This is a genomic window from Bacillus timonensis, from assembly GCF_000285535.1.
Classification (GTDB): domain Bacteria; phylum Bacillota; class Bacilli; order Bacillales; family Bacillaceae_L; genus Ferdinandcohnia; species Ferdinandcohnia timonensis.
Genome location: NZ_HE610985.1, coordinates 757,707 through 784,263, shown reverse-complemented (window position 1 = coordinate 784,263; position 26,557 = coordinate 757,707). Strand labels below are relative to the sequence as shown.

Here is a 26,557-nt window from a genome sequence, read left to right as displayed (position 1 = left end):
GCATATATTTAGACGAGCCTAGGATTTTATGTTTTTAGGAGGTACATCGATATGCGAGTTTCAAATGTGACAGTACGACGGAGGTTATCAATAGTATTATTTATAGGTTTTTTATTATTTCTTATCATTGATGTTCGCTTAGGGTATGTTCAGTTTTTTGTTGGTGAGAAACTGACCGCGCTCGCAAAGGATTCATGGAGTAGGGATATACCGTTTGAACCTGAACGAGGAAAAATTCTTGATCGAAATGATGTTGTGCTAGCAACGAATCAAAGTGCGCCGACGGTTTTAGTTGTTCCGAGGCAAATTGAGAATCCTGCTGAAGCTTCAGAGAAGCTTGCTGCCGTATTGAATATGTCTAAAGAAAAAGCATATAAGAAAATTACCCAAAACGAGTCAAAAGTTTACATTAACCCAGAGGGGCGAAAAATATCCCATGAAAAAGCAAATGAGGTCCGTGCTTTAGGGATAAAAGGTGTTTACATAGCGGAAGACTCCAAACGTCACTACCCATTTGGTAGCTATCTTTCCCATGTTCTAGGTTTTGCTGGGATTGATAATCAGGGCTTAACTGGTCTAGAGAAGAGCTATGATGAAGAATTAAAGGGAGAAGAGGGGAGTGTTCAATTCTATTCCGATGCGAAGGGGAAAAGAATGCCTAATATCGCTGATGATTATACTCCACCAAAGGATGGTCTTGATTTAAGGCTAACGATTGATACGAGAATTCAATCCCTTATCGAACGTGAACTTGATAACGCTGAAGCACAATACAACCCAGATGGCATAATTGCAATTGCAATGAATCCCAAAAATGGTGAAATATTAGGAATGTCTTCAAGGCCAGACTTTGATCCAGCAAACTTTCGGAATGTTCCACAAGAGGTGTACAACCGTAATCTACCCGTTTGGAGTACGTATGAACCTGGTTCTACCTTTAAGATAATAACCCTCGCTGCTTCGTTAGAGGAAGGGAAAGTAAACTTAGACAAAGACCATTTTAATGATCCCGGATTCGTAAAAGTGGGGGGAGCGACCCTTAAGTGTTGGAAACGGGGAGGTCACGGACATCAGACATTTTTAGAGGTTGTTCAAAACTCATGTAACCCTGGATTTGTTGAATTAGGAACTAGATTAGGAAAAGATACATTATTTAAGTATATAAGGGATTTTGGTTTTGGACAAAAGACAGGAATAGACTTACAAGGGGAAGGTACCGGAATCTTATTTAAACCAGAAAATGTTGGGCCGGTAGAGTTAGCTACAACTGCATTTGGTCAAGGGGTTGCAGTGACGCCTATTCAACAAGTTACAGCTGTTGCAGCTGCTGTAAATGGAGGAACCCTATATAAGCCATATGTTGCTAAAGAATGGGTAGACCCAGTTACTGGAGAAGTTGTAAAACGGAATGAGCCTGAGGCGAAGCGACGTGTGATCTCGGAAGAAACGTCAGAAAAAGTGCGTTATGCTCTAGAACATGTAGTCGCTAAAGGGTCAGGTGGTGGAGCGTATGTGGATGGTTATCGTGTAGGTGGAAAAACAGGTACTGCTCAAAAATCAAAAAAAGGTGGTGGGTATCTACAGAATAACCATATTGTATCGTTTATTGGTTTTGCACCAGCTGATGATCCACAAATAGTGGTTTACATTGCTGTAGACAACCCGAAGGGAACAGTACAATTTGGTGGGGTTGTTGCTGCGCCAATCGTAGGAAACATCATGCGTGAAAGCTTGCCTCTGCTTGGAATTGAAAAGCGAGACAAACAAATAGAGAAAGAAATTAAATTATGGACAGATAAAAAATATCTTGAGGTTCCAAATTTGATTGGTTTAACAAAACGAGAGTTGCAACAACAATTGATGAATATAAAATTGGATATTAGTGGAGAAGGAAATGTTGTTGTCGATCAGGCTCCAAATGCAGGGGAACGGGTTAAGGAAGGAACAACATTACGGATTCACTTGGGGGATGCCACTGATAAAAAAGAATCAAAAGATGAAAACTAAAGTAGCTCTGAAGGATTCTCCCTTTGAGCTTCTTTTTCTGTAAAAAGGAATACCTTTAATATAGAGGAATAAAATTTTTGGTAAGGTGTCCTTTTTATATGTCTAATAGGAAAATAGGCTACTAGACAACTGCTAAAGACTATCGTATTATGTTAACTTGATGCGAATTCCTGATAAATTTTTCGAGAGGAAATGGTAAAATTCATGATGAGATTACAAGAGTTATTAGCTAACTTGCATGATTTTACGGAAAAGGGTAGTGCCGATCCTTTAATCACATCTCTTGAAATGGATTCGAGGGAGGTAGAAGAGGGAAGTTTATTCTTTTGTATAGAAGGTAGTACATTTGATGGCCATTTGTTTGCAAAACAAGCAGAGGTAAAAGGTGCAGTTGCAATTATTGCTGAAAAAGATGTGCAAGTATCGATCCCGGTCATCAAGGTGAAGGATACAAGAAGGGCGATGGCTGTATTGGCAGATGCGTTTTACGAACATCCAACCCATCAGCTCCGATTGATTGGGATAACAGGAACAAATGGGAAAACGTCAATAAGTCATATAATCGAGGAGATATTTAAAGAGGCTGGCCAGAAAACAGGACTTGTTGGAACGATGTATACAAAAATTGGTGAGCGAATGATTGAAATGAAAAATACGACGCCAGAATCTGTTGTGTTGCAAAAGTATTTCCACAAAATGGTGACTGAAAAAGTAAACACAGCAGTGATGGAGGTTTCGTCTCATGCCATAGATATCGGTAGGGTCCATGGATGTGATTTTAATGTAGCCGTCTTTTCGAATTTGACTCAGGATCATTTAGATTATCATCATACGATTGAAGAGTATCGCAGAGTGAAAGGTTTGTTGTTTTCTAGTTTAGGGAATCGGTTTGAAAAAGATAATCCGAAATTCGCTATTTTAAATAATGATGACCCTGCTTCAGAGGAATATGCAAGATCTACCTCCGCAACAATTATTACATATGGAATTGATCAGTCTGCTGATATTATGGCAAGTAATATTTGTATGACAGCCTCTGGAACTGAGTTTGATTTAATAACCCCGTTAGGTCTTTTTAAAATAAAAATGAATCTAGTTGGGTTATTTAGTGTTTATAATGTATTGGCTGCAATTGCGACATGTATTGTTTCGGGAATAGCGATTTCAACCGTGATAAAAGCCGTCGAAAAGGTTAAAGGTGTACCCGGGCGTTTTGAAATAGTGAAGGAAGGGCAAAATTTTACTGTGATTGTCGATTATGCACATACCCCTGATAGTTTGGAAAATGTCTTACAAACGGTAAAACAGTTTTCAAAAGGGAGGATTATCGTCCTAGTTGGATGTGGTGGGGACCGAGATCGGTCAAAGCGACCAATCATGGCTCAAATTGCAACAAAATATGCGGATGTTCCTATTTTTACTTCAGATAATCCACGATCGGAGGACCCCATTCAAATTCTAAAGGAGATGGAGGCTGGAGTTCAAGGAGAATTTTATGTTACGATTCCTGATCGTGAAAAAGCAATATTTTATGCTATTTCAAATGCAGCTGAGAATGATATAATAATCATTGCTGGCAAAGGACATGAAACCTACCAAATCATTGGGAATAAAACTCATTCGTTTGATGACCGCCTTGTTGCAGCCCGTGCAATTAAGGAGTTGAGATAATTGTTATCTAATCATGATATGTGGAAACTTTTTCGGGATGCGTATGGATTAAAGAATGATGATTTTTATTTCGAAGAAGTCATAACTGATCCGACGATTTTATCGAAAAAAGGCCTATATATTTCTATTGAGCAAGAAAAAGGGGATGAATTATTAAAAAAGGCACTTTATAATGGTGCAGTTGCAGCAGTTTGGCCAAAGGATGAAGAATTACCACTCTTTCTTCCCAATCATTTCCCTGTATACGTTGTAAAAGATCCGCTACCAGCACTCAAACTAATCATAGAATTTTATCTAAAAAAAATCGAAGAAAATGGGTATGATACAATGACAAAATTTAGACTTTTTACTAATGAAACGGAAATTATGAGACAAAACAAACAAATAGTGAACGAAATTAAGAAGCTAGCAAATACTTTAACAACGTTTGAAGATGGGAGGGGATAATGATGATTGAAGAAGTAGTCCTTTATTCAATAGCAATCGGATTTGTAATAAGTGTCATTCTCTCCCCCATTTTTATCCCTTTCTTACGTAGATTAAAATTTGGACAAAGTATCCGCGAGGAAGGACCAAAATCCCATCAAAAAAAATCGGGAACACCGACAATGGGTGGAATCATTATCATGGTTTCTATTTTGCTTACTACGATATTGGTGTCAAATCGATTAGGAGAACTAACGGTTACTACATATCTGCTTTTGTTTGTAACATTAGGTTACGGGATATTAGGCTTTTTAGATGACTTTATTAAAGTTGTGTTGAAAAGGAATCTCGGTTTGACCTCGAAACAAAAACTGTTAGGTCAAATCGTTATTGCTATTATTTTTTATTTTATTTTCAAACAAAATAATTTCTCAACAGCTATTTCCATACCTGGAACAGATTTTCAGTTTGATTTAAAAATCTTTTATGTTTTATTCTTAATTATTTGGTTAGTTGGGTTCTCTAATGCGGTCAATTTAACGGATGGTTTAGACGGTTTAGTTTCTGGAACGGCTGCAATTGCATTTGGAGCTTTTGCTGTATTAGCTTGGAATCAAGCACAATATGATGTTGCCATTTTCTGTGTGGCTGTAGTTGGGGCAGTTCTTGGATTCCTTGTATTTAATGCAAACCCAGCAAAAGTATTTATGGGCGATACAGGTTCGCTTGCGCTTGGTGGGGCTATTGCAACGGTGGCCATTATGCTAAAGCTCGAAGTCTTGCTATTATTAATTGGTGGGGTTTTTGTAATTGAGACATTGTCTGTTATTATTCAAGTTATCTCCTTTAAAACAACTGGCAGACGTGTATTTAGAATGAGTCCTTTGCACCACCATTATGAATTAGTGGGTTGGTCTGAATGGCGAGTTGTTGTTACATTTTGGACGGTTGGTTTATTATGTGCGATTCTTGGAATCTATATTGAGGTGTGGATTTAAATGAAAAATACAATTGAATTTTCAAACAAACATATATTAATACTTGGACTTGCAAAAAGCGGTTTGGCTGCAGCTAAGGTTCTTCATGGAATTGGGGCGATCATTACAGTTAACGACCAAAAGTCATACGAAGAAAATGAGGCAGCTAAGGAGCTTGAAAAAATGGGGATAAAGGTATTCTGTGGAGGTCATCCAATTGAAATTTTGGATGATCATTTTGACTTTATTGTCAAAAACCCAGGGATTCCTTATAGTAATCCCCTCCTTGTAAAAGCAAAAGAAAAAGGAATTCCTATCTTAACGGAAGTGGAGATAGCGTATCATATCACTCCTGCTGATTTTATTGGAATTACTGGTTCTAATGGAAAGACAACCACGACTACTTTAATTTTCGAAATGCTCGATAAAGGTGCAAAATCCCCTTTAATCGCAGGAAATATTGGAACAGTAGCCTGTGAGGTTGCCCAAAAGGCAAACAAGGAAGATATTATCGTTACGGAGCTCTCCTCTTTTCAATTAATGGGAATTAAAGATTTTGCACCTAAAATTGCAGTATTATTAAATATTTTTGATGCACATCTCGATTATCATGGAACGAAGGAAGAGTATATCAAGGCAAAAGCTAGAATCTTTAAGAACCAAACAGAGAACGATTATTGCGTCATTAATGTTGATGACAAGGATGTAATTAGAGCTGCTGAAGGTAGTAGAGGTATAAAAATCCCATTTTCAACTACTCAGCAACTAGAGACAGGTGCTTATATAAAGGACCAAGCAATTTATTTTAATCAAGAGAAAATCATTGATATTAAAGATATTGTTTTACCAGGGGTTCATAACCTTGAAAACATTTTGGCAGCAATTGCAGTTGCAAAGCTTGTTTCAACATCAAATAATGCCATTTTTGAGGTGTTAACTACCTTTACAGGTGTTAAACATCGCCTTCAATATGTTACGACCATAAATAACCGGAAATTTTATAATGATTCAAAAGCTACAAATATCCTTGCGACGAAAAAGGCGATTTCTGCTTTTGAACAGCCTGTTGTTTTGTTAGCAGGAGGGTTAGATCGTGGTAATGAGTTTGATGATCTTGTAAATGAGTTAAAACGTGTAAAAGCAATGGTGCTCTTTGGTCAAACCGCTAAAAAGCTTGAACGAGCGGGTAAACTCGCTGGAATAGAAATTTTAAAAAATGTCGATAATGTTGAAGCAGCGGTTAAAGTAGCTTATGATCTTTCAAATGAGGGTGATGTCATTTTATTATCACCGGCATGCGCTAGCTGGGATCAACATAAAACATTTGAAGAAAGAGGAGACATTTTTATAAACGCCGTGCATAAGCTTAAGTAAGGGCTTGGACAATCTAGATTAATCTAGCACAAGTAGCCTAGCCGCTCGAGGACATAAGCCAAATCACTCCAGAAATCAGGATTTCTGAGCGTGATTCGACTTATGCTTGTCGGGCTTGAACAGGAGGTTCTGACATCGACGTTCGCCATAGGACGTGGCGGTCTTTAGTCGATGTTCAACTTCTGAGGCGCTTGCGCTTTTTCCATGCTCTGAATCTAGAATGTAGAGGTGTTTTGATTGTGACCCAAAAAACGACTCCTGATATCATATTAATTATTACAACACTTACACTTTTAGCAGTTGGATTGATTATGGTGTACAGTGCCAGTGCCGTATGGGCTACATATAAATTTGATGATTCGTTTTTCTTTGCGAAGAGACAGCTTTTATTTGCGAGTGTTGGAGTCATTGCGATGTTTTTCATTATGAATGTAGACTATTGGACTTGGAGAACGTGGGCAAAAGTCCTTATCATTATTTGTTTTGTATTATTAGTTGCAGTATTAATCCCTGGAATTGGAATGGAACGTAATGGTTCACAGAGTTGGATCGGAGTCGGAGCATTTTCCATCCAACCATCAGAATTTATGAAATTAGCGATGATTGCGTTCTTGGCCAAGTTTCTATCAGAAAATCAAAAAAAAATTACTTCCTTTAAAAAAGGGTTAATGCCTTCACTGTCGCTTGTTTTTCTAGCATTTGGTATGATAATGCTTCAGCCAGATTTAGGGACGGGAACGGTGATGGTTGGTACTTGTGTAGTAATGATTTATGTCGCAGGTGCAAGAATTTCTCATTTTGTTGGCCTAGGCTTAATTGGTGTGGCGGGATTTGTCGCCTTGATTTTATCGGCACCCTATCGGATTAAACGAATCACATCTTTTTTAGATCCTTGGGAAGATCCGTTAGGAACAGGATTTCAAATCATCCAATCGTTATATGCAATTGGGCCTGGTGGATTATTCGGTTTAGGTTTAGGACAAAGTAGACAGAAATTTTTCTATTTGCCTGAACCACAAACAGATTTCATCTTTGCGATTCTAGCAGAAGAATTGGGTTTTATCGGTGGATCATTTGTCATCATCTTATTTAGTATTTTACTATGGAGAGGTGTACGAATTGCATTAGGAGCTCCTGATTTATATGGAAGCTTCCTTGGAATTGGTATTATTGGAATGATTGCAATCCAAGTTATTATTAATATCGGAGTCGTAACAGGCTTGATGCCAGTGACAGGAATTACATTACCATTCCTAAGCTATGGAGGATCGTCCTTAACCTTAATGTTAATGGCAGTCGGTGTGCTTTTAAATATTAGTAGGTATTCAAGGTATTAACCCAAAATACCTTGAATATATGTTATACTATGAAATGATTTAACCCTGTTTATATAGCAGGGTTAAATTATTTTAACGATAAATACTTCCAAACGGGAGGAGTTTCCTTGAAAATTGTAGTAAGTGGTGGGGGTACAGGAGGGCATATTTATCCTGCGCTAGCCTTAATAAAAGAAATCAAAAAGCTTAACCCTTCGGCCGAATTTCTCTATATTGGCACTGAAAAAGGGTTAGAAAGTGGAATTGTAACCCGTGAAGGGATTCCTTTTAAAACAATCAATATTACAGGGTTTAAACGAAAGCTTTCCTTTGAAAATATAAAAACAATCACCCGGTTTTTAAAAGGTGTAAAAGATAGCAAACGATTTATTAAAGAGTTTAAACCAGATGTTGTCATTGGTACAGGAGGTTATGTTTGCGGACCGGTTGTATATGCAGCATCAAAGTTACATATTCCAACTGTCATTCATGAACAAAATAGCATTCCTGGTCTTACCAATAAGTTTTTAAGCCGGTATGTTGACAAAGTAGCGGTTTGCTTTGAGGAAGCAAAAGAATTTTTCCCTAAAGAAAAAGTAGTCCTTACCGGAAATCCTAGGGCTTCTGAAGTAATTGGAAAAGATGGTAGAGCAGGAAGAGAATCTGTCGGCCTTACTAGTTCCCAAAAATCTGTTTTATTAGTAGGTGGAAGTAGGGGAGCTAAACCACTTAATGATGCATTTATAAATGCCTTACCTGAAGTGAAAGAAAAAGATTATCAGTTTTTATATGTAACTGGCGAAGTTCATTATGATCATGTTCTAAATCAAGTAAAGGCGATTGGAAATCCTAAGAATGTCATTATCAAGCCGTTTATTCATAACATGCCAGAGGTATTATCTGGTGTAGACTTAGTTGTTGCTCGTGCAGGTGCAACTACATTAGCTGAATTGACTGCTCTGGGTTTACCAAGTATTTTGGTGCCGAGCCCATATGTGACCAATAATCACCAAGAGAAAAATGCAAGATCATTAAGTGATAAAGGGGCGGCTATTTTGCGATTAGAAAAGGATTTAACAGGGTCACAGTTAATTAAGGACATAGATTCTATCCTTTTAAATACGAAAAAGTTAGAGGAAATGAAAAAGGTTTCCTCACAAATAGGTATACCTGATGCCGCTAGCAGGCTATACAAAGTGATGAAAGATTTGATTTAGTAAAGGCGTATTTGTTTAGGGGATAAGAAAGATGTCCCCAATTTTAATGTCTAGCTCCAGGCGCCTTGTAATTTTCTATTTTAGGCAAATGGACCATGAATCAGCAAAGAACATATACTACAGTATATTGGTTCCAAGTTAGAATGCTGATGAAGGAGGTAATTATGGATAAAATTATAAGTGAATTACAAGAAGCAAACGTTGGTAAGGTTTTAGAAAATGAACCATTATCGAAACATACTACCATTAAGATTGGTGGTTCTGCGGATATATTCATTGAACCGAATAGTATAGAATCATTAAAAAAGAGCCTTGAAATTATAAAAAAGCATGGAGTCAAATGGCGTGCTATCGGTAGAGGGTCAAATCTCTTAGTTTCTGATAAAGGGATTGAAGGTGCTGTTATTAAACTTGGTAATGGCATTAACCATTTAGAATTAGATGGTACTTCCTTAACTGTTGGTGCCGGGTTTTCAGTAGTAAGTTTAGCTGTACAAATAGCAAGAAAAGGCTTATCTGGACTTGAGTTTTCGAGTGGGATTCCTGGCTCTATCGGTGGCGCTGTCTATATGAATGCAGGGGCACACGGTTCTGACATTTCTAAAGTATTAACAAAGGCACATGTTTTATTTGAAGATGGAAGCTTTGAATGGCTTTCAAATAAGGAAATGGAATATTCTTATCGTACTTCAATCCTTCAGAAGAAGCGACCAGGTATTGTGGTTGAAGCCACATTTCAATTAACAGAAGGAGATAAAGAAACGATTTCAGCAGTCATGAAGAAAAATAAAGAATATCGAAGAGATACTCAACCATGGGATCTTCCTTGTGCTGGAAGTATCTTTCGTAATCCACTTCCAAATTATGCGGGACAATTAGTTGAAAAGTCTGGCTTAAAAGGCCATTCCATTGGCGGTGCAAAAATTTCAGAAATGCATGGGAATTTTATTGTCAACGCAGGAAATGCGAAAGCACAAGATGTGTTAGACTTGATTGAATTTGTAAAGGAGAAAATATATACTTTACATGGTGTAAGAATGGAAACGGAAGTTGAAATAATTGGTCGGATGTAGCCAGTTTCTGCAACCATTTCTTAGGAAAATATGATATAATACAATAACATGTATGTGTTATGTATTTAATTTTAAACGGCATGTATACATGCCGTTTATTCTTTCGTTAAAAGGGTTTTTATAATTTATGGATTTTTTGGGATTCTTGATTCGCGGGGTGAATGTATTTGGCAAAGCAAAAGGTTGTTACAATAGAAGATCGAATTCCAAAGCTAAAGCAGCGAAGAAAACAAAAAGCTAATCGACGATTGATTATGTATATCACGTTTTTCTTTTTATTGCTTTCAGGGATTCTTTATTTTCAATCTCCTTTAAGTAAAATTGGCACTATTACCATTACAGGCAACCAAAATATCACATCCGAGCAGATTTTAAAGCTGAGTAAATTAGAAGTTGGGACAAGCTTTTGGAAGGTTGGTAGTGATGAGGTAATCCAAAATATCCGCAAACACCCAGAAATTAAGGAAGTTACTATTCAAAAAAAATTTCCAAATCAAATCACGATAAATGTTAATGAATTGAAAAGGGTAGGATATATAAGTGGTAATCGTACTTTTTATCCTATACTTGAAGATGGAAAAATTATTGAAAATGCGCAAAAATACGGTTCGAAAGCGATTCCTGTTGATGCACCAATTTTAGTTGACTGGGATGGTAAAGCCTTAACGTTGTTAGCAAAGGAATTAAATAAAATCCAACCGTCAATATCTAAACTAATATCTGAAATTCATCATACGCCTACTGAATATGATCCCCTTCAGATGACCCTATACATGAATGATGGGTATGAGGTTAGAGCGACTGTAAGAAACCTTTCAAAAAATTTAATTGCATATCCAACCATCGTAAGTGAATTAGATCCGTCACTCAAAGGGTATATTGAACTTGATGTAGTACCTACTTTTATTCCTTATGAATACGAGAACACCAATGAAGAAGGGGAGATGGTAACAAATGAAGGTGAAGGGTAGGCACGTTATTCTTTCATTTGTTTGCTTGGTTCTGGGCTTTATGATTTCATTCTCGTATCAATTTACAAAGGAACAACTGGAATCAAATCAGGTAACTGAACAACAATGGAATGAAGAAACAAAGATTCGAAAAGAATTAAATGAACAAAATGAAAAAATAATGAGCTCCAACTGAAGTTGATTGAAAAACAAAATCAAATTTCAGAAATAGAAGAGGAGTTAGCGAAGGAAGAACAAGAACAAATTTATTTTAATCTTGTTGAAGAGGTTGAGAAGTACCGGATGGTAGTAGGTGAAATCGGTGTGAAAGGGCCAGGAGTAGCTGTAACCCTTGAGGATGCCTCCTATGTTCCATCAGGTCAGGACGTTAACAATTATTTAGTTCATGAAAGTCACTTATTTAAGGTTATTAATGAACTTTATGTATCTGGTGCCCAAGCTGTTTCTATTAATGGGAAAAGACTCAGTCATGACTCTTATATTTACTGTAATGGACCTGTTGTTGTGGTGGATGGCAACCCATATCCGGCTCCATTTGTCATTTCAGCAATTGGAGACCCCAATATACTTGTGTCGGCTTTAAATATGAATGGCGGAATCACAGACCAATTGATACAGGATAATATAGTCGTGACAATTGAGAATAAAACTCAAATTCAGATGGATCCATTAATTAATACAAAAAAATAAATAAGACGGGTAATCTGTTTTCACATTGAAGGTAAGGTGGTTTCATTGGACAAAAAAACTGGCATTAGCTTCACGGTCATTACGTGTATAATAGGTTTTATGGTTGCTGTCCAATTTCAAACCATTAAAGAACCTGAAGTACGTGATACCCGTGACTTATGGGAATTACGAGAGGACTTAAAGCAATCGCAAGAATTATATACGCAACTTTTAACTAAAATTTATACATATGAAGCGAAGTTAGAACAATATGAAAATCAACGTGATGATAGTAAAATTCTCATTCTAAAGGATACGCTTGATGAATTAAAGAAGCAGGCAGGTCTTACTCAAGTATCAGGACCTGGAATCACGATTACAGTTGAGCAATCGTTCAACGAAGCAGGCAGACAGGCTACAACCATCTCACCGAGTTTGCTGAGATGGCTTGTAAATGAATTAAATTCCTATCAGGCAAAGGCGATTTCAATTGATGGGCATCGGGTTATTACCACAACGGTGATTCGTGAAATTCAAGGGAGACCTAAAATTGATTCGTACTCCTTAAGTTCGTTACCAATAGAAATTAAGGTGATTGCAGATGATGCAGAACGACTTTATAACAAACTAAAAGCATCAGAAGCGGAACGACAGTTCTTTATAGATAATTTGCGTTTGAAAATATCAAAACCAAGTAAAGTCGTAACAATTCCTGCGTTTGATGACCCAATTAGGATTACAGAAATGGAACCTAATATGGAACCAGATAAAAAGTGATAAAGGTGGAACATAGTTATGTGGCTCCCAATTTTTGGTCTAATAGTCGGAATCATCCTCGGACTGTTGTCGGAATTTAAAATCCCAGCAGAGTATTCAAATTATTTATCGATTGCGGTATTAGCCGCATTAGATACATTATTCGGAGGTATTCGTGCACACCTACAAAATATCTACGATCAGTCCGTCTTTGTTTCTGGTTTCTTTTTTAATATTTTATTGGCTGCAAGTTTAGCTTTTCTAGGTGTCCATCTTGGTGTAGACTTGTATTTGGTAGCCGTTTTTGCATTTGGAGTAAGGCTTTTCCAAAATATTGCGGTTATAAGACGAATAATTTTATCCAAATGGAGCCTATCTCGTGATAAAATAGAAAAAAATTGATTTTTTATAAAGGGAAATTCCCTATATTTGTTGAATATTTTTCATATACAAAAATTTATATGAAAAATAGCATTTGTTGTTCGAAAAACAATATGTGAGTTGTGTTATTTGGAAAAAGGAGGTGCCACAGAATGAACAGCAATGAAATATGTGTTAGTCTTGACATCGGTACATCCAATGTTAAGGTTATTATCGGTGAGATGGTTGATGATTCTCTTAACATAATAGGTGTGGGTAATGTTAAATCAGAAGGATTGAAAAAAGGTTCAATTGTAGACATAGATGAAACCGTTCATTCTATTAAAAAGGCAGTTGAGCAAGCAGAAAGAATGGTAGGCATTTCTATTAATCAAGTAGTTGTATCGGTTCCAGCGATCAATGTACAGTTACAAGATGCCCATGGCGTTGTGGCAGTTTCTACGGAGTCTCGTCAAAACCGCGAAATAAGTAATGAAGATGTATTACGTGTAATCGATGCCGCACAATTTATTTCTCTCCCCCCAGAAAGAGAAATTATTGATATGATACCAAAGCAGTTTATTGTCGATGGATATGATGAAATTAGTGATCCGCGTGGTATGTTAGGTGTTAGACTTGAAGTGGAAGGTACCATTATCACAACCTCGCGTACAATTTTACATAACCTGCTACGTTGTGTAGAAAAAGCAGGACTGGATATCACAGCAATTTCTCTTCAGCCTCTTGCATCAGGTTCCATTTCATTATCTGATGATGAGAAAAACTTAGGTGTTGCTCTCGTTGATATTGGTGGTGGTTCTACAACGATTGCGCTTTTCAATCATGGTTACTTAAAAGCAACGAGTGTTCTACCTGTTGGTGGTGACCATATCACAAAAGATTTAGCAATTGGTTTACGGACATCTACCGAGGATGCAGAGAAAATTAAAATTAAACATGGACATGCTTTCTACGATGATGCTTCTGATGAGGAAGTGTTTGATGTTCCAATTATTGGTAGTGATCAACAAGAACAGTTTACCCAATTACAAATTTCTGAAATCATCGAAGCTAGATTAGAAGAAATATTACAATTAATACAAAAGGAAATTAAGAAAATGGGTGTAGGAGATCTTCCTGGTGGCTTCGTACTTACAGGTGGGGTAGTGAACATGCCTGGAGTATTAGAGTTATCTCAACTAGTATTACGAAGTAATGTGAGAATTGCTAAGCCAGACTATATTGGAGTCAGAGAACCTCAATATGCAACAGGTGTAGGCTTACTGCAGTTCGCTTATGAGCAAGCTAGAATTCAAGGAAGAAAAATTAGCACTACTGTCCAGGTGGAAAGTCCTGAAAAAAGACCTGCCAGACAGCCTCAAGCGAAAAGTCACCCAAAAAACTCAAAAGAAGAACAAAATATTGGGAAAAAGGTTAAAAAGTTTTTTGGTCTCTTCTTTGAATAAGACAGTTTAACTTTATTCAGAAGAGTTTCTTACAGGACATGATGTAATAGAATACAAGTTGGGGATAAAAACCGGGCTGAATAAAGTTAAAGCCTCCGGCGGATGCCTCAGATTTTCAAAGGAAGTTTTTCGAGCGGGCTCGAAAAAATCTGGGCGCAAATACGCCAAGGCGTATTTGAATAGAGAAGTATATTTGCAAATTAGGAGGATCTTATAATGTTAGAGTTTGATACAAACGTTGATCAATTAGCTACTATAAAGGTTATAGGTGTAGGTGGCGGTGGTAATAACGCGGTAAACCGAATGATTGAACATGGAGTTCAAGGTGTAGAATTTATTGCAGTTAACACAGATGCTCAAGCCTTAAACCTTTCTAAAGCTGAAATAAAAATGCAAATCGGTGGAAAATTAACCCGCGGTTTAGGAGCTGGGGCAAATCCCGAAGTTGGTAAAAAGGCTGCTGAAGAAAGCAGAGAACAAATAGAAGAAGCTCTTAAAGGAGCAGATATGGTTTTCGTTACTGCAGGTATGGGCGGTGGAACTGGTACGGGTGCAGCACCTGTAATCGCACAAATCTCTAAGGATTTAGGTGCCCTTACAGTCGGTGTTGTAACAAGACCATTCACTTTTGAAGGAAGAAAACGTCAAACTCAAGCAGCTGGTGGTATTTCAGCAATGAAGGAATCAGTAGATACTCTAATTGTTATTCCTAACGATCGACTACTAGAAATTGTAGATAAAAATACTCCAATGCTTGAAGCATTCCGTGAAGCGGATAATGTATTGCGACAAGGTGTACAGGGTATCTCAGACTTAATCGCGGTTCCAGGGTTAATTAACCTTGACTTTGCAGACGTAAAAACAATTATGTCAAACAAAGGATCAGCACTAATGGGTATTGGTGTTGCAACTGGTGAAAATCGTGCTGCTGAAGCGGCTAAGAAAGCAATTTCAAGTCCATTGCTTGAAACGTCTATTGATGGTGCTCAAGGTGTCCTTATGAATATCACAGGTGGGACAAACCTTAGTCTATATGAAGTACAAGAGGCAGCTGATATTGTAGCATCTGCTTCAGACCAAGAAGTGAACATGATATTCGGTTCTGTTATTAATGAAAACTTAAAAGAAGAAATCGTTGTAACAGTAATTGCCACTGGTTTTAAAGAAGCAGAAATTGATACAACTCGACCATCTCGTCCTTCTTTTGGTACTAAACCTCAGCCACAGATACAGGTTGCTCCTAGAAGAGAAAGAGAAAGAGAAAGAGAAATCAAGCGTGAAGAGCCAGCACAAGAAGTGAATACTCGTAGTGCAGGTCATGTAGAAGAAGAAATCGATGTACCAACATTCCTACGTAACCGTAAAAGAAGAGGATAAATAGATATCCAACAACATATTAAAAAGGCATTTGACAAAGAATTGTCGAATGCCTTTTTTGCTTTTACCTCTGCATTTCTCCATTGGTTCTTTATTAACAGGCAAACTGACAAAATAAGAACTAATCTTTCAAAATTTCTCTTTTCTTCTCGGCATGAAGTGACAGACTTCCATATAAGATGTACTATATACTATTTTTTAGGATAACAAAATTAAATAGATAAAAATCGATTGCGTTCAAAAAGAGCTGTGACTTTTGGTGAAAGGAGAAATAGATTGTCTATTTATTTAGATGTAATCTGGTTGCTAAATTTTTTCTTTGACGCCTTCTTATTATTATTAACTGCAATCATTCTAAAACGTAGGATTGTTAGATGGCGAATCTTAGTGGGTGCTTTTATAGGATCACTAGTAGTCCTTTTAGTGGTTTCTCCTTTTGCAATAATTGGATCACACCCTGTTACTAAACTTTTATTTTCAATTGTGATTGTAGGAGTTGCTTTTGGTTACAAACGATTTCGCTATTTTCTACAAGGACTTTTAACCTTTTATTTTGCTACCTTCATGATTGGAGGTGGAATGATAGGAGTTCATTATTTCTTAGAATTTGATGTTCAAGTATTTGATGGAACACTCCTTACTCAATCTACCGGCTATGGAAATCCAATAAGTTGGGGGTTTGTATTGGTTGGTTTTCCAATTTTGTGGTATTTTTCTAAAAATAGAATTCAAGATATCGAGACAAAACAAGTTTTCTATGATCAAATTGTGTCAGTTAAGCTCGAAATAGATGATGTAATATTGCATTTAAAAGGATTAGTTGATAGTGGAAATCAATTATTTGATCCGATTACGAAAAGTCCAGTAATGATTCTTGATATGAGCAAATATGAGGAATTATTTCCTGAAAAGTTGATTGAACAATCCAAAAATATCGAGTTATTAACAAATGATTCATCAACCGAATCCCACAAATGGGAAAGTCGTGTAAGACTAATTCCATATCGGGGGGTAGGACAAGAACATCAATTTTTACTTGCAGTTAAGCCAGACCAAATTACGATTTATCATGGAAATGAAGAAAATATCGTGAAAAAAGGGCTGGTTGCTCTCAACCATACTACATTGTCAACAGATGGGGAATATGATTGCATCGTTCATCCGAAAATGATCATTTCTTCTACCATTCAAACAGCTTCTTGATAAGGAAAATGAACGAATCCATTCTCTTTACTTATCATACTCACGATTTTTACAAATTAGAAGGGAGAACTTACCTGTGGCTAAACTAAAATTTAAACTTACATATTGGTGGTATAAACTTTTAATCAAATTAGGATTAAAAACTGATGAAATATATTACATTGGTGGAAGTGAGGCTTTACCTCCACCACTATCGAAGGATGAGGAAGAAGTCCTTTTAAACAAACTTCCAAGTGGCGATAAGGCAGCAAGATCGATTCTTATTGAAAGAAATTTAAGACTTGTTGTATATATTGCAAGGAAGTTTGAAAATACAGGGATTAACATTGAGGATTTAATTAGTATTGGAACAATCGGATTAATTAAAGCAGTTAATACATTTAATCCTGAAAAGAAAATTAAACTTGCCACATATGCATCAAGATGTATTGAAAATGAAATATTAATGTATTTACGTCGTAATAATAAAATCAGATCAGAAGTTTCCTTTGACGAACCGTTAAATATCGATTGGGACGGCAATGAACTTTTATTATCTGATGTACTTGGGACAGAAGAAGACATCATTACAAAGGATTTAGAAGCAAATGTGGACCGTAAACTATTGGTAAAAGCTCTCCATCAACTTAACGATCGTGAAAAACAGATTATGGAACTACGCTTCGGATTAATTGGTGGTGAAGAAAAGACACAAAAAGACGTTGCAGACATGCTTGGAATTTCTCAATCTTATATTTCTAGATTAGAAAAGAGAATCATTAAACGTCTTCGTAAAGAATTTAATAAAATGGTGTAAGAAAAAATAATTTTTGGCTTTATATATATTGATGAGCCTGTTTTTCTCACCTATTTTGGAAATAGTTGTGAATTCAAAATGCATATTTTTCCCTCCGACGGAGATACTTAACTTTGTACATCAACTCCTGTTAGGAGGGAAAGAATTGACTCGAAATAAAGTAGAAATTTGTGGTGTTGATACTTCAAAACTTCCAGTACTAAAAAATGAAGAGATGCGGGAGTTATTTAGACAAATGCAAAGTGGTAATGACTTGTCAGCCCGCGACAAGCTCGTAAATGGAAATTTACGTCTTGTTCTCAGTGTAATTCAACGTTTCAATAACAGAGGAGAATTTGTAGACGATTTATTTCAGGTTGGCTGCATCGGCCTAATGAAGTCAATTGACAATTTTGACCTAAGTCAAAATGTGAAATTCTCCACCTATGCAGTCCCGATGATCATTGGTGAAATTCGGCGCTATTTACGAGACAACAATCCTATCAGGGTGTCACGCTCACTACGGGACATTGCCTATAAGGCGTTGCAAGTAAGAGAGCGTTTAATGAGTGAAACATCGAGGGAACCAACAGCCGAAGAGATTTCAAAGGTGCTTGAAGTGCCACACGAAGAAATTGTATTCGCGCTTGATGCGATTCAAGATCCTGTTTCATTATTTGAACCGATTTACAATGATGGTGGGGATCCAATTTATGTAATGGATCAATTAAGCGATGAGAGAAACCGTGATTCCCATTGGATTGAAGAGATTGCCTTAAAGGAAGGTATGAGACGATTAAATGATCGTGAGAAACTAATCCTTCGAAAACGATTTTTTCAAGGTAAAACTCAAATGGAAGTTGCTGAAGAAATCGGAATCTCTCAAGCTCAGGTATCACGTCTAGAAAAGGCAGCTATTAAACAAATGAATAAGAATATTCAAAACTAACTATAACCCAATAGTGGACAAGTTATAGCATGATATGTAAAATAACTAGACATTCGTACAATTCGAATGTCTTTTTTAATTTATTCAGTCGTAGTAAGCTAAAAAAATTCGGTGCAGTTCGCCAAGGCGAATTTGAACATCAAAAATATGAACCTTCCTTGCCGTCTATTTTTGTCTCATAAATACTGGTGAGTTAGACATATAGTAGTACAATAAGAGATAACTTTTTTAGGAGTATTTGTTGAGGGGGCGGGGAGTGTGGTAAAGATTTCCGATTTCCAAGCGAAGGATGTTGTAAGTGTTGTCGATGGAAAAAGGCTCGGCAACATTGGTGATATTGATATTAACTTAACAACTGGAAAAATAGAATCCATTATTATTGGGGGGTATGGAAAAGTATTAGGTATTTTTGGACGGGAAGAAGAGATTGTGATTCCATGGAGAAATATTATTAAGGTTGGTAAGGATGTCATTTTAGTGAGAACACAAACTAACATTGAACAAAACGGCTAAATTTTGACATTTTCCTAACATATTCTCCTTTCTTTTGCTAAGATATGATAAAATAAGCAAAAGAAGGGCTTCTTTTTTCAAATAGGAATTGTTTCCTTCTCGTTATGAATGGTGGGTTAATAATAAAAGTTAAAGGATGTTGTTATGAAGCTTGAACCATTTATTCAGAAAACAGAACAGGTGTTAATGGTTCCTAGCTGGAGCCAAATTTCAGACCAGCTTATTGTTGGATTTACGACTAAAAATGGTGGAGTTAGCAAAGAGGAATTTCAATCCCTTAATCTTGGTCTACATGTCAATGACGAAAACAACTCAGTTGTTGTCAATCGTAAGAAACTTGCAGACTTTCTACGTTTTCCACCTGAACTCTGGGTATGCTCTGAACAGACTCATAAAAATAAAATTGCTAAGGTTACAACCGATGAACGTGGTACAGGGGTTTTTACCTATGAAGATAGTATCAAGGATACAGATGGATTATATACGACTGAAAAAAATATCCTGTTGACCCTTTGTTTTGCTGACTGTGTTCCACTTTATTTTTTTGCACCTACTAAACAAATTATAGGAATCGCACATGCAGGATGGAAGGGAACAGTTCAGGATATTGCAGGAGAAATGGTTCGGGCTTGGGCTTGTGAAGGTGTTAAACCCGATGAAATCCAAGTTGTAATTGGTCCAGCTATTGATAAATGTTGTTACATTGTAGATGATTATGTTATGAACTTCGTCAAGGATTTGGATAGAGTAAATTCTAAATCATATGAAAAAATTAGTAACAATCAATATCGTTTGGATTTAAAAGAAGTAAATTATCAGCTAATGACAAGAGCAGGAATTCCTCCTGAAAATATTCAAGTTTCCTCGTATTGTACTTCTTGTGAGAATCAGCTTTTCTTCTCGCATCGAAGGGATGCTGGGAAAACGGGTAGAATGATGAGTTTTATTGGCTTTAAGGAGGATTAAATAAAGTGAGTGTAAAAGACAATCTTTTAGTCATACAAGAAAATATCGAACAAGCATGTGTAAGATCAAACAGAACACCAGATTCTGTATCGATTATTGCTGTAACGAAATATGTAAGTGTAGAAACAGCGAAGGAAGCTATTGAAGCAGGTATTCAACATATTGGAGAGAATCGAGACGAAGGTCTTTTAAAGAAGCAAGAGGAAATTGGAAATGAACCGAAATGGCATTTCATCGGGTCTCTTCAAACAAGAAAAGTAAAAAATATCATTGATAAAGTCGATTACATCCATTCTCTTGATCGAATTTCTTTAGCAGAGGAAATACATAAGCGGGCAAATGCAAAAATAAAATGTTTTGTACAAATAAACGTATCCGGAGAAGAGTCCAAACACGGAATATCGCCCGAAAAACTTGAGACGTTTATTATGGAACTTGAAAAACTGCCTTCTATTGAGGTTGTCGGGTTAATGACTATGGCACCTTACACCGAAGATCGTGACATCATTCGTGGATGTTTCCAAAAACTACGGAAATTAAGAGATGATGTACAAGCTCTTGATCTACCTTATGCTCCATGTACAGAACTATCTATGGGAATGTCAAACGATTTCGAAATCGCCATTGAAGAAGGAGCAACTTTCATTCGAATAGGTACTTCATTAGTTGGCAAGGAGTTTTAACAATGACAAAAAAGAGAGGTGTTATAAATGAGTATAAAGTCAAAATTTAAAAGTTTTTTTGCTCTTGAAGATGAATATGATTATGAAGAGGAAGAGTATTTTGAAGAAGAAGTAGAGCCTACTAAACCTGCACGAACTGCTCCAAAGCAAAATGTGGTTAGTTTGCAAAGTGTTCAAAAGTCTTCAAAAGTTATCTTATTTGAACCACGTGTATATGCTGAGGCTCAGGAAATAGCGGATCATTTAAAAAACAGACGAGCAGTAGTTGTTAATCTTCAACGTGTTCAACATGATCAAGCTAAACGAATTGTTGACTTTTTAAGTGGAACAGTATATGCAATTGGTGGAGATATTCAACGCATAGGAACAAATATTTTCTTATGTACACCAGACAATATCGATGTAACTGGAAATATCTCTGAAATTGTTTCTAACGAAGAATACGCTGAAAAGGGGTGGTAGTCGAAAATGGGTATTATTTTCGCTATCTTAAGTCAAGCGCTGGTTCTGTATTCGTATGCGCTGATTATTTATATATTAATGTCATGGTTTCCAAATGCTCGGGAATCAGGAATTGGTCAATTCTTGGCAAGAATATGTGAACCATATCTAGAGCCTTTCCGAAGATTTATCCCACCGTTAGGGATGATTGACATTTCACCAATCGTAGCAATCTTAGTACTTAATTTCGCTGGTAGAGGAATTCATGCATTACAAAGCATGTTCTAAAGGACCTTATTTAAGGTCCATTTTCTTTAACTTTGTCTGGCTCCTGGATCAAGGTTATCTGGTCTAAGCAAGTCTTCGGAAGGTAAGAGGCACATCTGTTATCATTTTGGTTGATACAGTGCCTTAAGGATATGTGTGCCATGAAGATTTTCTTTATTATAAACGAGGTATATCATATGAATTTATATCAACATTTTAGAAAAGAAGAGCATGCGTTCATTGATCAAGTATTAGAATGGAAGCAGGTTGTAGAGAACCAGTATAGTCCCAAATTAACCGATTTTTTAGATCCTAGGGAACAAGAAATTGTAAAGCAAGTTATCGGTACAAATGGGGATATGCTTGTTGACTTTTTTGGTGGTAAAGAGGGACTCGAACGAAGACGAGCTTTATTATATCCAGCCTATTTTGAGCCAACCGAGTCAGACTACAATTTGTCTTTTTTGAAGTGAAATATCCAGTTAAATTTGTTACCGTTGACCATCGAAAAGTACTTGGTTCACTTATGTCTCTTGGTTTAAAACGTTCCAAGTTTGGTGATATTCTTACCCAAGATGAACGCATCCAAATTGTTGTCGCAAAAGAAATAGCGGATTACGTTCGTATGAATTTAACTGCCGTTGGAAAAGCGACTATATCATTGTTAGAAATCCCTATGTATGAGTTGCTTAATGTAATTGAAGAATGGACGGAGCAAACCATTACAGTTTCATCCTTACGTTTAGATGTTGTATTGTCTTCCATTTTGAATGTTTCAAGACAAAAAGTACAAGTATTAATTGAAAATGGGCTTGTAAAAGTTAATTGGAAACAAATCGAGCAATCATCATTTGAATGCAAGGAGAATGATGTCCTGTCAGTACGCGGCTATGGAAGAAGTAAACTTCATTCCATAGAAGGTAAAACGAAAAAAGAAAAATGGAGAATCATTGTAGGTAGACAAAAATAATTGAAAAGAATGCAGGATTTTCTTCTTTTTTGTCGAATTGTAAAGTATCATTCATTTAGGTAATGATTTCTATTTTTTTAATTTATTAATTTTTGGAGGTGGCATTCGTGCCCTTAACGCCATTAGATATTCATAATAAGGAATTTAATAAAGGTTTTCGCGGCTATGATGAGGACGAAGTAAATGAGTTTCTTGATCAAGTTATTAAAGACTATGAATTGGTAATTCGTGAGAAAAAAGAACTTGAATCAAAGCTTTCAGAGCTTAATGAAAGACTGAGTCATTTTACGAATATCGAAGAAACATTAAATAAATCTATACTAATTGCACAAGAAACAGCAGAAGAAGTGAAACGCAACGCTTCAAAAGAAGCAAAGCTAATCATTAAGGAAGCAGAGAAAAACGCTGATCGTATTATCAATGAATCTTTAGCTAAGTCTAGAAAGATATCAATAGAAATCGAAGAATTGAAGAAGCAATCTAAAGTTTTCAAAAACCGTTTTAAAATGCTAATCGAAGCTCAATTAGATTTACTTAATAATGATGATTGGGATCATCTTATGGAATATAATGTTGAGCCTGTTTTCGCTGAATCAGAAGAAAACTAGTCTTTGCACTTGACTCTTTTGTTTAATACGCATATAATTTTAAAACAACTAAACTTTAATAATTAAGCAGCTATGAAAGGGACAGTAATTCTTATCAAACTTATTAAAAAATGTGTGTTTAAAAGAGGATGGAAAGGACCGAGAAGTTCGAGGTGGCACGGTTTTGAGTAGCGGAGCGTATGTAGTGAATACGAGCACGGAAAAACAAGCCAACGAAGAAATTCAATGTGTCATTTCCACCGGACTTTTAAACATCTTCTAAAAGCGAGTCAGGGATGGTGGAAGCCTGATATAAGTGATAAGAATGAAAATCACCCTGGAGTTCGGTGCTGAAAACATAAAAATGGCTTAAAGATTTTTCTTTGAACATTTCTAAGTAAGCATTTCGCGAATCATTCACGTTACGAATGTCGAGTGGACGAATAAGTAACTTCGTCTATAAGGGTGGTACCGCGAGAGGCCTTCTCGTCCCTTTTGGGATGAGAAGGTCTTTTTTTATTCAAATCGGGGTTCTCCACACTCTCATTAACAAGCTGCAATATTAGATTTACAAATAGGAGGAAATGTAATGGAATACAAAGACACGTTATTAATGCCAAAAACAGATTTTCCAATGCGTGGAAATCTCCCCAATCGTGAACCACAGATTCAAGAACAGTGGGAGCAAATGAATATTTATCAAAAAGTTCAAGAACGTACGAAAGGTCGCCCATTATTTGTCTTACACGATGGACCTCCATATGCAAATGGTGATATTCATATGGGGCATGCCTTAAATAAAATCATAAAGGATATGATTGTTCGTTTTAAATCAATGAACGGTTTTTGCGCACCATATGTTCCAGGTTGGGATACGCATGGACTTCCAATTGAAACAGCTCTTACCAAAAATAAAAAGGTAAATCGAAAAGCGATGAGTGTAGCGGAATTCCGTAAGCTATGTGAGGAATATGCATACGAGCAAATCAATAACCAAAGAGAACAATTTAAACGTCTTGGGGTTCGTGGAGATTGGGAAAACCCTTATATTACATTAAAGCCCGAGTATGAAGCTCAGCAAATCAAAGTATTTGGAGAGATGGCCAAAAAAGGCTATATCTATAAAGGTCTTAAGCCTGTTTATTGGTCTCCTTCAAGTGAATCAGCACTTGCTGAAGCAGAAATTGAATATCAGGATAAGCGTTCAGCATCGATCTACGTTGCATTCCCTGTAAAGGATGGTAAAGGTGTATTAGAAGGTGACGAAAAAATCATCATCTGGACCACAACACCATGGACAATCCCAGCAAACCTTGGTATTAGTGTGCATCCCGATCTAGAGTACAGTGTCGTAAAGGTTGACGACACAAAGTATGTTCTTGCATCGGCTTTATTAGAAGCTGCTGCAAAAGAAATTGGATGGGAAGATGTTACTATTGTAAAGACCTTTAAAGGTCGTGAGTTGGAAAATGTAGTAGCTGCTCATCCAATCTATGGTCGCGATTCTCTTGTAATGCTTGGTGAGCATGTTACAACTGACGCAGGTACTGGATGTGTACACACAGCTCCTGGTCATGGGGAAGACGACTTTATCGTTGGACAAAAATATGGTATCGGTGTTCTTTGTCCTGTAGATGAAAAAGGATATATGACTGCAGAGGCAGAAGGTTTTGAAGGTTTATTCTATGATGAGGCCAATAAGCCAATTACAGAAAAGTTAAATGAAGTTGGAGCGCTTTTAAAGCTTTCTTTCATCACCCACTCATATCCACATGATTGGCGTACAAAGAAACCAACTATTTTCAGAGCAACCGCTCAATGGTTTGCATCAATCAAAGACTTTAGAAATGAGCTAATGGAAGCTGTTAAAGAAACGAAGTGGGTCCCAGCTTGGGGTGAAACTCGACTCTATAATATGGTTCGTGATAGAGGAGATTGGTGTATTTCCCGTCAACGTGCATGGGGTGTTCCTATACCAGTATTCTATGGTGAAAATGGAGAGCCAATCATCACTGATGAAACAATTAATCATGTTTCTGATTTATTTAGAGAATATGGTTCAAATGTGTGGTTTGAGCGTGAAGCAAAAGACTTACTGCCGGAAGGATTTACACATGAATCAAGTCCAAATGGTATTTTCACAAAAGAAACTGACATTATGGACGTGTGGTTTGACTCAGGATCTTCTCACCAAGCAGTACTGTTAGAAAGAGACGACTTACAACGTCCAGCAGATCTTTATTTAGAAGGTTCTGACCAATATCGTGGTTGGTTTAACTCTTCCTTGTCAACAGCCGTAGCTGTAACAGGTAAAGCACCGTATAAAGGTGTGCTAAGCCATGGTTTTGCTCTTGATGGTGAGGGTCGTAAAATGAGTAAGTCAATCGGAAACGTTGTTGTTCCTGCGAAAGTTATGAAACAACTAGGAGCAGATATTTTACGTCTTTGGGTAGCTTCCGTTGACTATCAATCAGATGTTAGAGTATCTGATGCGATTCTTAAACAGGTTGCAGAGGTTTACAGAAAAATCAGAAATACATTTAGATTCTTACTTGGAAACCTTAATGACTTTAATCCTGAAACAGATGCAGTACCTGTTAATGAATTACGTGAGGTTGACCGTTATATCCTTGTAAAATTAAATAAATTAATTGATAAGGTGAAAACATCGTATGAAAATTATGAGTTTGCAGGTGTTTATCATTCTGTTCATAATTTCTGTACAATCGAGTTAAGTTCATTCTATTTAGATTTTGCAAAAGATATTTTATATATCGAAGCAGAAAATCAACATGATCGCCGTTCAATTCAAACTGTATTATATGAGGCATTATTAAGCTTAACAAAACTGGTAACACCAATTCTGCCACATACAGCAGATGAAGTATGGTCACATATCGATTCTGTAAAAGAAGAAAGTGTTCAATTAGTTGACATGCCAAATTCAGTTGAAATTCCAAATGCAGATGAATTAGAGGCAAAATGGGATTCATTTATGGAACTACGGGACGATGTTCTAAAAGCTTTAGAAACAGCAAGAAATGAAAAAGTTATTGGAAAATCATTAGCTGCTAGCATTATCTTATATCCAAATAATCAAACAAAGGTTCTTTTAGATTCTGTTGAAGAGGACTTAAAGCAGTTATTTATCGTATCTGGCTTTGAAATTGGCGGTAGTTTTGAAGAAGCTCCAGAAAACTCACAAGTTTTCGAAAATGTTAAGATTGTTGTGGGCGTTGCAGAAGGTGAAACATGTGATCGTTGTTGGGTTGTTACTCCAACCGTTGGCGAAGACCCAGATCATCCAACATTATGCACACGCTGTGCTTCTGTTGTAAAAGAAAATTACGAAAAGTAAACTAGATAAAATCCAGAGTGTGGATAAAGTCAATACTGACTTTGTCTACACGAATTTATTAAGAACATCTAATTATTAATATCTTTCCCAGACTGCCTAGAAACGCTTGTCAACAGTCTAAAATGCCATGGACCCAAAGGTTCATGGCATTTTTTTCAAAATTATCCATGGCTTGAAATATTTCG

General features: G+C 36.6%; 23 protein-coding genes and 2 pseudogenes. All 25 read left to right on the top strand.

The annotated features are described in order from the left end of the window. The first annotated feature begins 51 nt into the window (after positions 1-51). The 25 genes and pseudogenes from BTHG_RS04180 to ileS all read left to right on the top strand — a co-directional run bounded on the left by BTHG_RS04180 (position 52) and on the right by ileS (position 26,372). Positions 52-2,007, top strand: a complete 1,956-nt coding sequence (locus BTHG_RS04180) for a stage V sporulation protein D (protein ID WP_010282678.1) — start codon at positions 52-54, stop codon at positions 2,005-2,007. 207 nt (positions 2,008-2,214) lie between these two features. Then, positions 2,215-3,678, top strand: coding sequence for a UDP-N-acetylmuramoyl-L-alanyl-D-glutamate--2,6-diaminopimelate ligase (locus BTHG_RS04175; protein ID WP_010282673.1), 1,464 nt, complete (start codon positions 2,215-2,217; stop codon positions 3,676-3,678). Beyond that, on the top strand, positions 3,679-4,125 hold the full coding sequence (locus BTHG_RS04170) for a hypothetical protein (protein ID WP_010282670.1): 447 nt from the start codon (positions 3,679-3,681) through the stop codon (positions 4,123-4,125). Between the two features lie 2 nt (positions 4,126-4,127). Continuing rightward, positions 4,128-5,102 carry a phospho-N-acetylmuramoyl-pentapeptide-transferase gene (gene mraY, locus BTHG_RS04165; RefSeq protein ID WP_010282667.1) on the top strand — a complete coding sequence of 325 codons (975 nt, stop codon included), beginning with the start codon at positions 4,128-4,130 and terminating at the stop codon, positions 5,100-5,102. Next, entirely contained in the window at positions 5,103-6,455 is a 1,353-nt protein-coding gene (murD, locus tag BTHG_RS04160) for a UDP-N-acetylmuramoyl-L-alanine--D-glutamate ligase (RefSeq protein ID WP_010282665.1), read from the top strand. A 236-nt stretch (positions 6,456-6,691) separates the two neighbouring features. After that, on the top strand, positions 6,692-7,792 hold the full coding sequence (spoVE, locus tag BTHG_RS04155; RefSeq protein ID WP_026021680.1) for a stage V sporulation protein E: 1,101 nt from the start codon (positions 6,692-6,694) through the stop codon (positions 7,790-7,792). A gap of 107 nt (positions 7,793-7,899) precedes the next feature. After that, positions 7,900-8,988 carry an undecaprenyldiphospho-muramoylpentapeptide beta-N-acetylglucosaminyltransferase gene (gene murG / locus BTHG_RS04150; protein ID WP_010282661.1) on the top strand — a complete coding sequence of 363 codons (1,089 nt, stop codon included), beginning with the start codon at positions 7,900-7,902 and terminating at the stop codon, positions 8,986-8,988. Positions 8,989-9,152: 164 nt separating this feature from the next. Continuing rightward, positions 9,153-10,061 (top strand): UDP-N-acetylmuramate dehydrogenase, encoded by a 909-nt coding sequence (murB, locus tag BTHG_RS04145; RefSeq protein ID WP_010282659.1) that lies wholly within the window; start codon positions 9,153-9,155, stop codon positions 10,059-10,061. A 167-nt stretch (positions 10,062-10,228) separates the two neighbouring features. Further along, complete coding sequence (locus BTHG_RS04140) at positions 10,229-11,032, top strand: cell division protein FtsQ/DivIB (protein WP_010282656.1); 804 nt, start codon at positions 10,229-10,231, stop codon at positions 11,030-11,032. Then, a pseudogene (locus BTHG_RS04130) lies at positions 11,022-11,722 on the top strand (DUF881 domain-containing protein). The gene BTHG_RS04140 and the pseudogene BTHG_RS04130 overlap by 11 nt, the downstream one beginning before the upstream one ends. A gap of 45 nt (positions 11,723-11,767) precedes the next feature. Further along, on the top strand, positions 11,768-12,478 hold the full coding sequence (locus tag BTHG_RS04125) for a DUF881 domain-containing protein (RefSeq protein WP_010282646.1): 711 nt from the start codon (positions 11,768-11,770) through the stop codon (positions 12,476-12,478). An 18-nt stretch (positions 12,479-12,496) separates the two neighbouring features. Further along, positions 12,497-12,859, top strand: coding sequence for a small basic family protein (locus BTHG_RS04120; RefSeq protein WP_010282644.1), 363 nt, complete (start codon positions 12,497-12,499; stop codon positions 12,857-12,859). Between the two features lie 131 nt (positions 12,860-12,990). Beyond that, on the top strand, positions 12,991-14,283 hold the full coding sequence (gene ftsA / locus BTHG_RS04115) for a cell division protein FtsA (RefSeq protein WP_010282641.1): 1,293 nt from the start codon (positions 12,991-12,993) through the stop codon (positions 14,281-14,283). 216 nt (positions 14,284-14,499) lie between these two features. Further along, a complete protein-coding gene (ftsZ, locus tag BTHG_RS04110) occupies positions 14,500-15,660 on the top strand; it encodes a cell division protein FtsZ (protein ID WP_010282639.1) in 1,161 nt (386 codons plus the stop codon). A 276-nt stretch (positions 15,661-15,936) separates the two neighbouring features. After that, positions 15,937-16,863, top strand: coding sequence for a sigma-E processing peptidase SpoIIGA (gene spoIIGA / locus BTHG_RS04105; protein ID WP_010282637.1), 927 nt, complete (start codon positions 15,937-15,939; stop codon positions 16,861-16,863). A gap of 76 nt (positions 16,864-16,939) precedes the next feature. Next, entirely contained in the window at positions 16,940-17,659 is a 720-nt protein-coding gene (sigE, locus tag BTHG_RS04100) for an RNA polymerase sporulation sigma factor SigE (RefSeq protein WP_010282634.1), read from the top strand. 145 nt (positions 17,660-17,804) lie between these two features. Further along, positions 17,805-18,587, top strand: a complete 783-nt coding sequence (sigG, locus tag BTHG_RS04095; RefSeq protein ID WP_010282632.1) for an RNA polymerase sporulation sigma factor SigG — start codon at positions 17,805-17,807, stop codon at positions 18,585-18,587. Between the two features lie 258 nt (positions 18,588-18,845). Beyond that, on the top strand, positions 18,846-19,100 hold the full coding sequence (locus BTHG_RS04090; protein WP_010282630.1) for a YlmC/YmxH family sporulation protein: 255 nt from the start codon (positions 18,846-18,848) through the stop codon (positions 19,098-19,100). A 144-nt stretch (positions 19,101-19,244) separates the two neighbouring features. Further along, the gene (gene pgeF, locus BTHG_RS04085; RefSeq protein WP_010282628.1) at positions 19,245-20,066 is read left to right on the top strand and encodes a peptidoglycan editing factor PgeF; all 822 of its coding nucleotides are present in this window, start codon (positions 19,245-19,247) and stop codon (positions 20,064-20,066) included. Between the two features lie 5 nt (positions 20,067-20,071). Next, a complete protein-coding gene (locus BTHG_RS04080) occupies positions 20,072-20,749 on the top strand; it encodes a YggS family pyridoxal phosphate-dependent enzyme (protein WP_010282626.1) in 678 nt (225 codons plus the stop codon). 27 nt (positions 20,750-20,776) lie between these two features. Beyond that, positions 20,777-21,211 (top strand): cell division protein SepF, encoded by a 435-nt coding sequence (locus tag BTHG_RS04075; protein ID WP_010282623.1) that lies wholly within the window; start codon positions 20,777-20,779, stop codon positions 21,209-21,211. Between the two features lie 6 nt (positions 21,212-21,217). After that, positions 21,218-21,478, top strand: a complete 261-nt coding sequence (locus tag BTHG_RS04070) for a YggT family protein (RefSeq protein ID WP_010282620.1) — start codon at positions 21,218-21,220, stop codon at positions 21,476-21,478. A gap of 176 nt (positions 21,479-21,654) precedes the next feature. Then, positions 21,655-22,427 (top strand): annotated as a pseudogene (locus BTHG_RS24220) (YlmH family RNA-binding protein). A 107-nt stretch (positions 22,428-22,534) separates the two neighbouring features. Beyond that, a complete protein-coding gene (locus BTHG_RS04060; RefSeq protein ID WP_010282617.1) occupies positions 22,535-23,035 on the top strand; it encodes a DivIVA domain-containing protein in 501 nt (166 codons plus the stop codon). Between the two features lie 568 nt (positions 23,036-23,603). Next, complete coding sequence (ileS, locus tag BTHG_RS04055; RefSeq protein ID WP_010282614.1) at positions 23,604-26,372, top strand: isoleucine--tRNA ligase; 2,769 nt, start codon at positions 23,604-23,606, stop codon at positions 26,370-26,372. Positions 26,373-26,557: the final 185 nt, after the last annotated feature.